13 protein-coding genes are annotated in these 15,057 nt (G+C 32.8%); 7 read left to right on the plus strand and 6 right to left on the minus strand.

Annotation, left to right across the window (positions count from 1 at the left end; all coding sequences use genetic code 11):
- Positions 1 to 8: 8 nt before the first annotated feature.
- The 5 genes from AC1RRN_RS09070 to AC1RRN_RS09090 form a co-directional block, all read right to left on the minus strand.
- Positions 9 to 1,550, minus strand: coding sequence for a hypothetical protein (locus AC1RRN_RS09070; RefSeq protein WP_492966984.1), 1,542 nt, complete (start codon positions 1,548 to 1,550; stop codon positions 9 to 11).
- A 434-nt stretch (positions 1,551 to 1,984) separates the two neighbouring features.
- Positions 1,985 to 2,722: a hypothetical protein gene (locus tag AC1RRN_RS09075; RefSeq protein WP_492966985.1), complete on the minus strand. Its 738-nt coding sequence runs from the start codon at positions 2,720 to 2,722 to the stop codon at positions 1,985 to 1,987.
- A 91-nt stretch (positions 2,723 to 2,813) separates the two neighbouring features.
- Positions 2,814 to 3,368, minus strand: coding sequence for an acetolactate synthase small subunit (gene ilvN / locus AC1RRN_RS09080; protein WP_492966986.1), 555 nt, complete (start codon positions 3,366 to 3,368; stop codon positions 2,814 to 2,816).
- A gap of 458 nt (positions 3,369 to 3,826) precedes the next feature.
- On the minus strand, positions 3,827 to 4,432 hold the full coding sequence (locus AC1RRN_RS09085) for a DNA-3-methyladenine glycosylase (protein WP_492966987.1): 606 nt from the start codon (positions 4,430 to 4,432) through the stop codon (positions 3,827 to 3,829).
- Entirely contained in the window at positions 4,429 to 5,880 is a 1,452-nt protein-coding gene (locus AC1RRN_RS09090; protein WP_492966988.1) for an FAD-dependent oxidoreductase, read from the minus strand. Before AC1RRN_RS09090 ends, AC1RRN_RS09085 begins: the two co-directional genes overlap by 4 nt.
- Before the next feature lie 392 nt (positions 5,881 to 6,272).
- Here AC1RRN_RS09090 and AC1RRN_RS09095 point away from each other — a divergent pair, with 392 nt between their 5' ends.
- The 7 genes from AC1RRN_RS09095 (at position 6,273) to AC1RRN_RS09125 (ending at position 13,004) form a co-directional block, all read left to right on the plus strand.
- Positions 6,273 to 6,476 (plus strand): hypothetical protein, encoded by a 204-nt coding sequence (locus AC1RRN_RS09095; RefSeq protein WP_492966989.1) that lies wholly within the window; start codon positions 6,273 to 6,275, stop codon positions 6,474 to 6,476.
- Between the two features lie 57 nt (positions 6,477 to 6,533).
- The gene (locus AC1RRN_RS09100; protein WP_492966990.1) at positions 6,534 to 8,318 is read left to right on the plus strand and encodes a DUF8693 domain-containing protein; all 1,785 of its coding nucleotides are present in this window, start codon (positions 6,534 to 6,536) and stop codon (positions 8,316 to 8,318) included.
- A 59-nt stretch (positions 8,319 to 8,377) separates the two neighbouring features.
- The gene (locus AC1RRN_RS09105) at positions 8,378 to 9,868 is read left to right on the plus strand and encodes a phage tail-like protein (RefSeq protein ID WP_492966991.1); all 1,491 of its coding nucleotides are present in this window, start codon (positions 8,378 to 8,380) and stop codon (positions 9,866 to 9,868) included.
- Between the two features lie 113 nt (positions 9,869 to 9,981).
- On the plus strand, positions 9,982 to 10,173 hold the full coding sequence (locus AC1RRN_RS09110; protein ID WP_492966992.1) for a hypothetical protein: 192 nt from the start codon (positions 9,982 to 9,984) through the stop codon (positions 10,171 to 10,173).
- Positions 10,174 to 10,404: 231 nt separating this feature from the next.
- A complete protein-coding gene (locus tag AC1RRN_RS09115; RefSeq protein WP_492966993.1) occupies positions 10,405 to 11,040 on the plus strand; it encodes a hypothetical protein in 636 nt (211 codons plus the stop codon).
- Between the two features lie 185 nt (positions 11,041 to 11,225).
- Positions 11,226 to 11,678, plus strand: a complete 453-nt coding sequence (locus tag AC1RRN_RS09120; RefSeq protein ID WP_492966994.1) for a hypothetical protein — start codon at positions 11,226 to 11,228, stop codon at positions 11,676 to 11,678.
- Between the two features lie 297 nt (positions 11,679 to 11,975).
- Positions 11,976 to 13,004, plus strand: coding sequence for a rod shape-determining protein (locus AC1RRN_RS09125; protein WP_492966995.1), 1,029 nt, complete (start codon positions 11,976 to 11,978; stop codon positions 13,002 to 13,004).
- Between the two features lie 72 nt (positions 13,005 to 13,076).
- On the opposite strand, the gene AC1RRN_RS09130 is transcribed toward AC1RRN_RS09125, so the two are convergent.
- Positions 13,077 to 14,684, minus strand: a complete 1,608-nt coding sequence (locus tag AC1RRN_RS09130) for a class I SAM-dependent methyltransferase (protein WP_492966996.1) — start codon at positions 14,682 to 14,684, stop codon at positions 13,077 to 13,079.
- Positions 14,685 to 15,057: the final 373 nt, after the last annotated feature.

The raw sequence follows: 15,057 nt of genomic DNA on the forward strand, positions 1-15,057 counted from the left end.
CTAATTTTTTAATTATCACAAAAAGCACCAATTTGCTTTAAATGTCTTTCTGTTTGATATTTATTAAAGTTGTCCCATTTTGGCGCAACAGTTGTTTTTTGCCCATACATTGCATCCAGACAAATGTTGTTGTCTTTGTATTTATCGTGTAAAACAGCCAGAATTTTAAAGAAAAATTCGTCAAGCATTGTGATAGCTTCAAATTCAGATTTTAATGCATCATAATTACTATCTGACGGATTTACTAATTGAAGCAAATCTAAAACTTCTTTCTTTTCTTCTTCATTAATTTCAGTCGCATAACCCATTTTTAAGGTTTTAAAAACCAAATTATTCCAGGCTTTGCTGTCATGTCCCCATTGTACATCAGGAAGATTTAAAGAGTGCTCACAAATCAAAATAATTGAAAAAAGAACATCATTTAGGTATTCTGCCGGGAATTCATCAAAACTTCTGAATTCAAAACCGCTTTGGTACATTTTTTCCTGATTAAAATCAAGCCCCACTTCCGAAAGCATTTCATATTCCATTTCAGTTTCGATCTGATCACGCCACCAAACGTTTTCTTCCTTTTCAAATTTTAGCAGCTTTCTAAAATTATCTACATTATAAGTTAGAATTTTCCCTTTTGGCATTGCTTTATTATATGTTCCTACGCCAATGTAACGCGACATTGCATTTCGCATAGAACCTAAGGTAAATTTCTTGTCAAGACTGTATTTGTCGCTGATCACACCCATAATGTCAGGACTTCCAAGTGTTGCTATAAAAAACGGTTCAAACCATTGCAATAAATAAATCGCGTTGGCATGTGTTTTTTCAAAATCATTGTAATCAACAATTCGGCTATCTTCAGTCAATGATGGCAAAGTAATATGGAAATGGTACGTTCCGTTATTAAACAAAACCAGGTTTTCCTGATTGGTCATGAACATATTAAGACCGTTGTTATAATCCGGAAAGTTTAATTTTCCATTTAAAACAGATGATTCATTGATTTTATCCAGAAACAACTTTTTAGTTGCTTTTAATTCTTTGCACGAATCCGCAATTGTACGATTTTCAAAATATTTGGTTACAAATTCGATCGAATCGCCATCAAAATGTACAGAGCCCATTGTTTTGTTTCTTTGGGTAATCATGCTTTGAATATTGTACGGCTGATCTTCAAGGAAAAGTTCCATGATCGATTTCCCTAAATATTCTGGATTTTCAATTGGTTCTGCGCTTACTTCACCAGTTGCTGTGTCAAGCAATGGTTTTATTGGAGATAATGTTTTATGCTGATAGTTGATATCCAGTTTTTCCAGCGAATGACTGTTCATCATTCTGCTCACTTTATAGTTTTCTTTTGAGCTAAAAGCTTTTTTCAAAACAGGAGCAAGGCTTTCTGGTTTATAGCATTTTCTATAATCTATGCTGTATTTTTCAAAACCAATTTTTTCTTGTATAAACTCACCAGAAACTATTAAGGATTCCTCAAATTGCATATAGGTTTCGTTTTCTAATCCAATTCCCCAATAATATTTTTTTGTCTGATTGTCTTTCATTTATACTAATTTTCTTTTTATGGTTATGTAATTTATAAAGTTGTTTTTTATTCGGAAATACAAATCTATTTGGTCAAGACCAGAGACAAAAAAGCTGCAACGGATCGCATAAATTGTTGCCTCCATTAAAAAAGTTTTATTTGACTTTTAGAATTTAAGAAATGTATATTTAGTTTCAGGAATTTTGCACTTATATCGACTGAAAGACTGATGAAAAAGTAAAATTTTATAAAGGGGCTTATAAAACTATAATCGTTATTAATTACTTTTATATCAATAATTTAAGCAGATGAATAGCCTAATTGTACTTTTTAGCTATTCCTGTTTTTTCCAAGTTGCAAAAGTAGTGTTTTATTATGTTATTTCCAAGTGGTTAACACGCTGAAAATCAATTATTTTTGTGAGTGTTTGACTAACAGCTCAATTGCTTTTATTTATTCATGATAATAAAACACAAAAGAAGAATATAATTCGTCATTCCACCAGTCTTTTCTTACTTCCGAAAAATAATTGTAATTCAGTTTTCCAGCCTGAGATTGCAATGGATATAGGACAACACCGTTTTCACGATAAGCTTTATGCAAATCTGTTTCCGGAACTACGGGAACAATATGTCCGGAAAGTCCTTTTTCTCTTCTTTTGGCACAAATTATTCCAATTCCGCCATTTTCATTTACCTTATTTTGAATTTCTTCGGCAGTAAACATTTTTTGCCAGCCAAAATTAGGTCCCCATTCAGAAAACCAATCGGTTATGGCGCTAGAATAAATTCTGTCTACGGTTTTCTCAAAAATAGCTTCAACCTCTTGTCCTTGTGCCATTTTTTCAAGAGATTCCTCTGTCCACCAAACTGTTGGAAGATAAACTTTAGAGAAATAGCAATAATCATAAGAGTAAACATTGCAATACGTATCTTCTACAGTTCGCTGATATCTAATACTATTTTCAACATCAAGTTTAGCAATCAGTAGGTGAATACTTTCTTTTTTGCTTACGGCATCTGTCAAATCTCTAAAGGTAATATCAGGATCACTAAGCGGTGTTTCTTTCATTTCCATAGAATCTAATCGAGATTCAGGATCAGGTAATAAATCTGCTTTTTTTATTAGACTGTTTAGTATTTGGTTGTCAGCCAATGATATAGATGTCGGTGATACGATATGATTTTCCATCTTTACTGCTTAAAATTAATTGATTTAACGAAGCAGGAACAGGATCATTCACACAACGAATTTTGTAAACCAAAAAGTAAATATAATGATTTTAAGTTTTCCAGAGCGTTATAGAAAAAGTTCCCTTTTCTCTTTCCCTATCTGATAATTCCTTCGCAAAACCTTTACTGTTTTTAATCAATGCAATTCTGGGAGTTTTTATAAATTCAATAAGATTGTAATTAGACAATTTTAGGATTAGATCATCGATTTCTTTTTCGTTTCCAATGGATTGAAATACAGTATAATCGCTCTCGATAGAAACGGCTATGGCATTTGTTTTTTTTAGAAAACTACTCAAATTATCTTCATAGATGATAGCTGTTGGTACTTTAAAAAGAGAAAGCTGTTTCCAAATAATTTCTTCATTAGTATTGCAATAACATTTATAAACTTCAATAATTTTTTCTATTTGAGGTACTAAATTTTGTACGACTTCAGAAGTTTCTGTCACTACGATCGTGAAACGGGATATTTGATCAACTTCAGAAGAAGAAAAATTAAAGCTTTCTATTTTAATTTTTTTCCTTGTGAAGATTAAAGTGATTTTTTGGAATAATTGTATTTGATCTTCGGCATAAATTGTAAAGGTGTATTGGTTTTTCATGGCTTTTCTTTTTGAGTATTTGTTTATTATTTGATGTACTTTTTTCAAAAAAAAACCTTTCTCGTTTTGAAGGAGAAAGGTTTTTATTATTGCGCAATAGAATCCTGACTCGTCATGTGATACGAATAATAATAATTGTGATAATGTTAGTTGTTACGTTTTTCATTGTTGTTTAAAACAAAAGACCTCCTGATTAAGGAGGTCTTTAAATTATATTTTTAGATATATTATATAACACCTCTCTATAGACACCTAATAATGGCTACATTAATTATAATAGAGATGTTAATACTGTTTTTCATTTGTTTTTCTGAGTTGCAAATATATTGATTTTTAATTAACCGTATTGTTTTAATTGAAAAAAGGCAGATGGTTTTACTCAATGCTAAATCAGTATTTTTATTTTAAGAATTTCCTTCTGCACTATTTGAACTATAGATTTGTTCGGTAGCCTTAAATTAAACCTTATTTGGTTTACTAACATATTTATTGCCTCTAACAAAAAATCTCCACGGCAAAAAAGCATCTTCCTGTGCATATGCGACGCCAACTCTGGGTGAGGCTACAATCTGATCATCCGGATATCTAATACTATAATCTTCTATCCAGATTTCTTCTCCGCCTAAATCTTTTTGATTAAATGAATTATCAATTCCCAAAGCCTTAGCCGCAGAACCCGGACCAGATGAAATAGCACTTTTGTTAATCGACATATTACGTCTTAGTTCCATTATTTCTGTACCAATCATAGGTTCGATTGCTCTTATTAATACTGCATGAGGCTCACCTCTAACGGAGGTAACGACATTGAACAAATGATGTATGCCATAACATAAATATACATAAGAAACACCCCCTTCGTTGTACATTATTTCAGTTCGATTGGTACGTCGTCCGCCATAGGCATGAGAAGCTTTGTCTATTTCGCCAAAATAAGCTTCCGTTTCTACGATTACACCCGCTGTTATTTGTCCATCAATTTGAGTGAACAACACTTTTCCGAGCAAATCTTTTGCCAGGAAAATTACGTCTTGATTCAGATAATAAGATAATGGTAACTTCAAAATTGATCTTTTTTCTTTAAATATCGCCCTCTTGGCTCATCGCCCTCATGAAGTATAATTTCAGAATGTAGAAACGCTGCAGCTTCTGCTGAATCTTTCACTTTGACAGCACTGCGTTCTAACATTTCCGATTCAAATTCATTTAGTACACTTTCCCGCAATCCAACTTTTTTCCAATGCGATAAAGATTTACATCCTTTTGCTATTCCACGAGCCAACGAGAGCGCATCCAAAAGGGCCTGATTTGCACCTTGTCCTTTAAAAGGACTCATTGGGTGAGCTGCATCTCCAATAAGAGTCACTTGTCCACCTTTTTCTAATAATTCTATATTGAGTAATTCTCTGTCGTATACAGGATAGCCGGAAATCTGAGTTTCTAAAGTTGCAGTTAAAATTTGTGGAATAGGATCGTGCCATTGTGTTCTGCGACAAGCTTCTTCCTTGAGTGCCTGAGGTCCCTGAGCGCTTAATGCTTTGGCTTCTTCTTCTGACATTGGAAAACTAAGTTGCCACATCACAGAGTCAGATGCATAAGGCATTATATAGATTCGCTCATTACCATTGGCTGTTTGAAATACCGTAGCAGAATCTAATAAAGAACTATTAAGATCTTTGAGAACATTTAACGGACAAATTCCCAATATTACAATGCAACCAAGATAACGTAAAGGGGTAATGTTTTCACCAATTAGTAATTTTCGTACCGCACTACGAATACCATCAGCCCCAACCACAAGATCGGCTTTAATGACTTTTACTTCTCCATTGACCTGAAAGCTAATATCCAAAGATTTATCATCGGATTTTTTTAAATCAATTAATTGATGTCCCCATTGCACCACATCATGTGCACCGAGTTGCTCTAATAAAGCTAAGCGCAAGGATTGCCTTGCTATATGAACATTTGTGCGTTTAGGAGATTTTTTTTCCTCCAACTGCAACCACTTTCTGATTCCCCATTCACCGATTACTTTTCCGTCTGTGGTATGAACTATATGTCTTGTTGAAGTAACTCCTTCTTTTAAAGAGAAAATTCCCAATCCCTCAATCGCTTTACTGGCTTGTTGCAAGGTGAGTCCGTAGCCCTGAGATCGTGCATCGAAGTTGTTGTCACGCTCATAAAGAGTAAAAGGAATTCGACGGTGTAAACAAGCTACAGCCAGAGCAACTCCTCCAATACCACCACCGATAATCGCAATGTGTGGATAATTTTCTTTATCAGCAATAGGAGAGTTGACAGAAGGAAGTAATCCAGATCCTGAACAATTCAGGCATAAATATAGATGAGCCTTAGGACGAACAGGAACCTTTCCTTCACCATTTGTTTTTTCAAACTGGTCGAGTTCTGTCTTGTAGTGGAGTCTGACTTTCTTACTGAGTCTTTGACTTTTTTTGCCTCGTCCTTTACATTCGGGACAAATGGTCCAGCTTGTCTGTTTATTCTCCAATTTTTCTTTCTTTAAAAAAAGACTCTATTAATAGATGCTTTTTGCGCGGTGCAAATTTAGGATAAAACATTACTACTACAAGCTTACTTTGGAATTTTTATACACACGTAAAATGCAAGTTGAGAAAAAAGTAGCTGATTAAATTATATTATTATAAGGAAATTTAACACTTTAATATGGGAATTATATAAATATTAACATTTCAAAATGTAAAATAATTTGTAAGATAAATCATAATTTAGTGAATACCAAAAATATAAGTCGAATGAAATTACCTACACAGTAATAATGCCAAAATGTAGGTGTTTTCATGACAATTTTATCTAATTAATGTCTTGATTTTTCTTTAAAAATTTGTTTTTACAATTATTTAATACTCAAAATTAAATATTATGAAATATAAAATGACGACGTTAATTGTATTCTTATTATTTTTTTTATCACTTAAAGTTTATTCATTTCAGGGCGAGGGACCTCCGCCACCAACCATTCCACCACCAGTGGGATTACCAGCTTCAATCAATGATAAAATTTTATTTTTAATTGCTTCTGCTATTCTGCTAGGCTTTTTTGTTGTCAGAAAAAAGAAAACATAAAATGTTTTGACAACTAAATCTGTATGTAATTTTTAGTATACTCTAAATATTGGAATTATGAGAAAAATATTATTTTTATTGTTACTTAGTACTACAAAATGTTTGGCTCAGATTTATTTTGGATCTACTGCTAATATGTACGTTAAAAACGAAATTCTTTTTGTAACGCAGAACATTAATTTAGCAACAAACTCAAATTTATATCTTCGAAATAATGGACAATTAATTCAGGGAACGATTGGTTTATCTACTAATACCGGACTTGGAAAATTATCCGTTTATCAGGAAGGAACAAGTGATAATTTCGAGTATAATTATTGGTGTTCGCCCGTTGGAAATGCTTCTGCAGCTATGGGAAACGAAAATTTCGGAATCACAATGCTTAATCAGCCAATTACATCAACCAACTCAAATGCAGCAACTATTATTAGTGGTAATGACGGAATTGCCAATCCGCTTTCGATATCATCAGTTTGGATTTATAAGTTAGTAAATGCAAATAATTATTCGCAATGGCTGTTTGTTGGTAATGCCAGTACTATAGGCGCAGGTGAAGGTTTTTCTATGAAAGGAACCAGTGGGACTGATAGTACAAACCCTGAAGGAACTGGCATAGTAAACAATCCCGGAAGTGCACAAAGATATGATTTTAGAGGAAAACCAAATGATGGCAATATTACGATAAATTTAGGGCTTAATAATTCAACTTTAACAGGTAATCCATACCCGTCTGCCTTGCATTTAAATGCATTTCTTTTAGACCCGTCAAATGTGGCGACCAGAGGAATTGCTTATTTCTGGCAGCAGGATAAAAATGTAAATTCTCATTACCTCTCCGCTTATAGAGGAGGATATGGTAGTTATGCTCCACTGTTGTTAGGTTCTGAAGGTTTATATGTGCCCGCAACATTTAATTCTTATAATCAAGACGGAACTTTAAATACAACAGGGTTATCATCTGCACCTTCAATCCCACGCAGATATGCACCAATTGGACAGGGATTTGTAATTTTTGGCAATGCTAGTAGTACGGCTACATTTAAAAACTCACATCGCGTCTATACCAAAGAAGGCTTGGGAGTTTCTCAGTTTGAAAAACCTTCAAAACAAGCTACTAATAAAACTAATAACACAAATGACAATGAAGAAGTTGTTGTTCAATATTTTAAATTAAATACTATTATCGACAATCAATTTACCCGACAGCTGGCATTGGCATTTTTGCCTGAGGCTACAGACGGTGTAGATTTTGGTATTGATGCTTTAAATATGGATACCAGCCCTCCCAATGATGTGGCATTCAGGATTGAAAATGGTAATTATGTCATTCAGGGAACCAATTTTGATCCGGCAAAAAAAATACCGTTAACGGTTAAAGCAAACACCAATGCTACTTTTAAATTTTATATTCCTGAAGTAAACAATTTTAATAATTCACAAACAATTTATCTTTATGATGCTCTTGATCAATCTTATCATGATATAAAAAACGGAACGTATCAGTCAACCGTTTCTCCTGGCACATATTCAGAAAGATTTAAAATCACCTTTATGAGTGAGACGCTTGGAGTAGGTGAAGTAGCCCAAAGGCAATTTATAATTTTTCAGGATAATAGTAAAAACAGTCTAAAGGCTTCAAATCCAAATAATTTAGCAATAAAGTCATTTAAACTTTACGACATGCTTGGCAAAGTAGTTTTATCTAAAGATGATTTGGGAACAGATTCCAATTTTTCTTTTTCGACTAACGGCTTAAGCTATGGAATTTATATAGTTGAGTTCTTAACAACAGATAATGAAAAATTAACGCAAAAAGTTGTCATTTCAAATTTACTTAGATAATAAATGAGAGAATAAAATTAGAAACTTTATAAGTAACGATAAACTAAAAATAAGAAATTATGATAAATGTATCTACTCCGCGAAATACAAGAATTATATTATTACTATTCTTTTTCTTTTTAACATTTCTAGGCCATGCACAAATTGGTATTGGTACTGTCACTCCAAACGCAAGTTCTGTCTTAGATATTACTTCAACCACAAAGGGGTTATTAGCCCCAAGGATGACCACAACAGAGCGAAATGCAATCACTACTCCTGCCGAAAGTTTATTAGTGTATGATACTACTGTTAAAGCCTTTTATTATTATAATCTTAGTACCACTTCATGGGTAAAAATTGCTAATGAGAGCTCTGTTTTACGAAATAATTATAAACTGGTAAAATCAGCGGCAGATCTCGCACCAGAATTAATCGCGGGAGGAAATACAACTTATCTGCTAACCAGTAATACTCTTTATGAAATAAATGGAACTATTACACTCTCATTTCCTATTAATTTAAACAATGCCTACGTTTCAGGAGTTGATACAAATGAAGATATTCTCCAATCTTCAGGAGTTGTTTTTCAGGGAAACACAGGTGGCAGTATTCGAAATGTAACTTTAAAAGGGGTGACTGCATTTAATATTACTGGCCCTGGAATAGGAACTAATTCCTCTCTTTTGGTCCAAAATACAATTATTGATGGAATGACTGCTAGTGTTGGCACTATTTCAGGTTTTGGATTGTATTTTGGTAATATTGTTCAGTTTGTGGGCAACGCTAACGGAATTACATATTCTAATATTGGTAATTTGTTACTAAGTAATCAAGCCTGGTTGAATACTAATAATGGAACTTTTGAAACACTTACAGGTACTTTTGGCTTAATACAAAAGAATAGTGGTTTTAGCACGGTTAACGGAAGTGATGTAGCGTTAGATGTTAGCGCTGCGAGTCTTACTGTAGGGACAGGTATTTTAATAGGTACGGTTTTTTCTGGTACTACTACATCACCTTTAGGTATTATCAACCGCTATCCAAGTGGATCAACTTACACAGGTTATAATTTTAGTAATGCCTGGACAGTAGAATCACCCGGGATTCCGCGTGAAGCTGATAATGAATCTACCGGTGACATTAATCTGAATGCTGCAGTTGGTAGTGGTGTAGCAACTAATTTTACGGTTACAGGACCTACGGGCAGAAAAAAAATAGTTGGGACCACTAATTCTAATAATTTATTTCGTTTTACAAGAGATGGAGATAACATTATTACGTATAGAGGAACCAAAACAAGATATTTTCAGGTCGCAGCTTCAGTTTCCTATCAAACTACTGCCGACGCAACTATGATTTTTTATATAGCAAAAAATGGTACAATTCTTACTGAAACGAAGGTATACGGAAGAGCTAGTAGCGGGCTTCTTACGACTACTGGTATTGTAGCGTTGCCTATCGTAGGCTCGGTACAAATGAAAACAGGAGATTATATTGAAATTTGGGCAGAGCGTTTTGATGGACTTGGAAACCTTTCTACAGTTTCTCTAAATTTAACAGCAAGATAAATTTAGTTTTGATCGCATTTACTGTTGTATTTTTATAACTTTTAAAAATGATTATATAAGTATATAAGTAGGTATTTAAAGTAATTTTAATAAAACTTTAAAACTTACATATTATGAATACAAATAATCAAAATCCGAAAGGGGCTAACAAGGTTGGCGCTGATAGAAGTGATGCCAGAAAACATCAATATAAAGATCATGATGAAGTTTTAACAAACGATGAAAATTATGATGTTGACACTCACAAATTTAAAGGTAAGGAACCTGAATTTGATGATAAGTTAAACAATGAAGAAAAAAAATAAATTTTAAAAACGTCTCAAAAATAATATTTGAGACGTTTTTTTTGCTTTATACCTAATAAATTAGCAGTTGTGCTAAATAGTTATGTATTCAAAAGCCTCAGTTGAGGTGCCATATATAAAGTTTAAAAAAAGTTAAAAAGTAAAAAAAAAAGTATGGGTTGATTTTTATAGATTTGTAAAATCTGTTATTCCCAAAAATCAGTTTGGGAAACAATTATAAAACTAATGAAAATGAAATCTGTTACTTCAATATTTTTATTTTTAATGTTCATTTGTTCAAATGCTTATTCGCAATTGAGTGCGGATAAAATATTCGAGAGCTTTAAACAAGGAGAACGTACAAACTGCTCATCGATTGCTTTTATTAAAGCAGCTTTAAATGTTTATGGATTAGACAACCTTTTTATAAGTGAAAAAGTAAATGACAGCTTATATAAAATTACATTAAAAAATAATGCCTCGTTTAATCTGAAAAATGATGAACTAAATAAGGCCAAAGTATCAGCTGGTTTTGTATTTATCAAAGACAATTGTGAGAGTGAAAAAATAACAGACTATGCAGTATTGACATATGCAGTTATGGCAAAATACAAGCAAATTATTGACAACGAGTCAACTTTTGATAGAGCATTAGAAGATTTAGAAGATGGCGAAGTATATACTCCAACAATTTATAAATATTTAGGATTCGAAAAAGGGAAACAAATTCAAAAGTTAAAACGAGAGTCCGGAAGTGAATTTTGTGGCGTTGTTGCCTGGTCAACTGCCCATGCTGTTTTTGTTTGTGGAGAATTTATGGACTATTACGGCAACAAAAAAAGTATATGGATAAAATATCCAGGGCGTTTTAGAATAATAAAGTCATAATAATTGTCGGAAAAATAAGATTAATATATTAATTGAATACTATATAAAATTTAATTTTTATAAGCTATTACGATGACACAAAACTAATTGTTAACTTTTTTTAGAAAAAAGAAAACAATAAAGTTGTATTTTAAGTTAATTTATATATTTTTGTTTTTATCAAACAACCAACCTACATTAAGAAAATGAAAATAAAAATTACTCTACTAAGTGTCCTTTTCTTCTTGACAACTGGCGCTATATCAGCACAGGCAAAAAATGCTCCAAGAAGTATCATCAGTACAACAGCTCTAATTCGTAAATACCATGATCAAAAAGAATTGAGTGGTATGCAAAAAGGAGAACTTTTAGAATTATACATCGAACGTATTAAAGTTTTGGTGAAAACATTACCGTACATTGCTTTGGTTACTAAACCAGGTGTTACGATGGCAGATTTAGGTATTCCGGACGATTCTGAACACAAAAAAGTATTAGATAATCAGGCAATTGGTACAACAACATTCTTGGATACTACAGTAGATTTCCAAAGAAAGATGATGCCTTATTCTGATAAAGGAAATCTTATTGCTGCGATTTTATTCTACGAAAGCACATTGAAATCATTACACGAGTTCAACGACCTGAACGAAATGTAATAGCTATACAAAATTTTAAAAAACTCCAAAGTCAAATGATTTTGGAGTTTTTTTTTGTTCAAAAATTAAGATGATGGAATGAAACAGAAAATTAAATTTAAGATATTATGACTTAAAATTATAGGTAGAATCCTTTTGGCTGTTCAATGGAAGTTTTTATTTTAATCAGAAAATTATTAATATTATTAAAAATATAGCGCCAATTCTTAATAGGATTTCATAAATTATAATTAAAATTCCTCTTTTTAGAGAATAAAACAATAACAAAGACGTTCGTTATTTATAGAAAATTATATTATGAGCTTATTTGATTTTATGACAGTGGAGATAGCTATGGATTTAGGCACCGCCAATACTTTAATAATTTATGATGGAAAAGTAGTTGTGGATAGCCCTTCGATCGTGGCAAAGGATATTAGAAACGGAAAAATTATTGCTGTAGGCAAAGAGGCTAACTTAATGCAGGGTAAAACACACGAAAATATTAAAACGATCCGGCCGCTTAAAGACGGTGTTATTGCAGATTTTGATGCATCGGAGAAAATGATTAACTGGTTTATTAAAAATATCCCCGAATTAAAGAAGAATTTTTTTACTCCCGCACTCCGAATGGTGGTCTGTATTCCCAGTGGTATTACAGAGGTAGAAATGAGAGCCGTAAAAGAATCTTGTGAAAGAGTAAACGGAAAAGAAGTATTTTTAATTCACGAACCTATGGCAGCTGCAATTGGAATTGGTTTGGATGTGATGCAGCCACAAGGGCATATTATTGTTGATATTGGTGGAGGAACTACAGAAATTGCTGTTATTGCTTTAGGAGGCATAATTTGTGACAAATCCATAAAAATTGCCGGAGATGTTTTTACCAATGATATCCTGTATTTTATGAGAACACATCATAATTTATATATTGGAGATGCTACGGCCGAACAAATAAAAATAGATGTAGGTGCTGCTATTGAAGAATTAGATTCTCCACCTGATGATTTAATGGTTCGTGGAAGGGATTTGCTTACCGGAAAACCTAAGGAAGTCAGGATTACTTCGAGAGAAATTGCGAAAGCCTTAGATAAATCAATCCTAAGAATTGAAGATGCTATTATGGTAACACTTTCTTTGACACCACCTGAACTGGCTGCAGATATTTATAATACAGGTTTGTATCTGGCTGGTGGAGGAGCAATGTTGCGTGGTCTCGATCAAAGGATTTCAAGGAAAACAGATCTTCCGGTATATATTGCTGAAGATCCCTTAAGAGCTGTAGTGAGAGGTACTGGAATTGTTCTAAAAGACATACCTAAATATAAAAGAGTATTGATATCATAGTTTTTTTAAAGAAGCTTAAGACAGTTAAAAAAAAGCCTCCAAATTCATTTGATTTTGGAGGTTTTTTTAGATTTAGTTTCCTTTTAATAAATTGATACTTACCGTTGCTATATCAGCTTCTGGAAATCTTTTAAAAATTGATTTATCCGGAAATAATCCTGCTTCTGCGGCAACACTATTAAAAACATCTATCTCAACAATATATTGATCGGAAAACCCATGTGTAGCATCATAGGCAGTTGCGGGAGTTTTTCCTAAATTATTGGCAGCAAGTTTTGGATTTATGGTGTGTAATTCAATCAGAAGCAAACCAAATTTGCGGACATACGGCGACCATTTTTGTAGATGTTCCAATAGATTGTCTTCTACCAGATTATTACTGATTCTTTTTCCTCTATAGGCAAATGCACCGGTAGATTTACTAACTCTATTTTTGTTAATGTTTTCCGGATCTTTCCAAATTCGGTTATGATCTAAAAAAGTTCTCACGTTAAGTAAATCTTTCAAATCAATATTGTAATTTTCTTTTAAATCGTCCGAGAGTATATCAGGACGTCCAATATCTCCCCAAATTACTTTTGCCCAAATATCTGCCTTTATAAGATTGGCTCTGGTTACTTTGAGAGCGGCCTGATTATAATCAGCGCCAACCAAAAACAATGGATACTCATCAAGTATTTTACCTCTTAAGGTTTGTCTGTCGATTACTTCGAATATGTGTTGCAGGAAAGCGCCATTGCCACATCCCATATCCAGAATTCCTTTTGGCTGTTCTTCAATTGGCAGGTTAAAAAGTTTAATAATAATTTCATCTACCACTTTAAAGTACGTGTCATGAGCACCGCCGCTTCCCCAGACATTCATTTCACGATCAACATGAATTTCGTTTTCGCCATCAGCAATCATTCTTAAGACTGCCGGATCACCAAAAATTAATTCTTCAATTTTAGCAAATGTCGGTAAATAAGAAACTGTAACACCGTAGGCACTAGATCTCTTTGCAAAAAACAAACCTATTTCGGTAAATTGATAATTGCCGTTTTTTTCCAGGAACCATCCAAGATGGACAAGGAAGTCTAATATTTTTTTAAAATTTTCGGGAGATTTATGAAACTCTTCCGGTTTGAAAGAAGTCTCCATGAAATATTTGTGAAACATTCCGTTCATTGCCAAACGAACTATTGTTGGCGCAATCAAATAGCCTTCAACATGCTTTAAAATCTGATCCTGAATCGTATTTGTAAGAGCATCATCTGAGGGTGTAATTCCATATCTATTTTTATATTTTTCAAAAATAACATTGAGTTTTTCGAAAGGTACGTCGTCAAAAATGCGGGTATGAAACTGGATAGAAAAGTGAAGTAAATCGACAACATCTTCGTAGAGATAAAACAATGAAAAAGCTATTTCTGTCTTTTCATTTACTGAGATCTTAATTTCCTGTGTTTTGTTATCGACTTCATAGTCTAAAAAGCCCTGAGAAGCTAAAATTCTCAGCCCGACATTCAGATAGCCTTCATTTGCTTTAAATGCAGTTACAAGCTGTGTTAGTTGTATTTGCTTTTTGTTCAGGATAAACTCTAAAACTGCATTTTTCTTCAGTGCTATTGCTACTGGCGCAACAGCTAAGCCGTCAAGATGTCTGAAAATAGAACCTCGGAGTAGTGATTTATCGGTCATATTAAAAAAATGAAGGTTTGTTATTATAAAGATAGTTTAAAATGAAATCTGATGTCAATTATTTAAAATATATAAACCATTTTTTAAAGGGTTTTAAAGAATTACCAGTCTTAAAAACGGTTAAATTATCTGACTTTTGGAGTCTTAAAAACAGTTAATGTTGATAATTTACGCCTTTAAATTTAAGAAAATTCGTATTTATTAAAAGAAATTGCAAATTATTAACTGTCTTATTTGAAGTGATTTAAAATTTTACTAAAATTTTAGTTAACATTTTTTTTGCAAAAATTTCACGTAAAATTTTGGATTAAATATTTTTAATATACCTTTGTTCTATCAAATTGGTAGAATTTAAAAGTCTTAAATATAAAGG

Source organism: Flavobacterium sp. GW821-FHT11G01 (assembly GCF_058808175.1).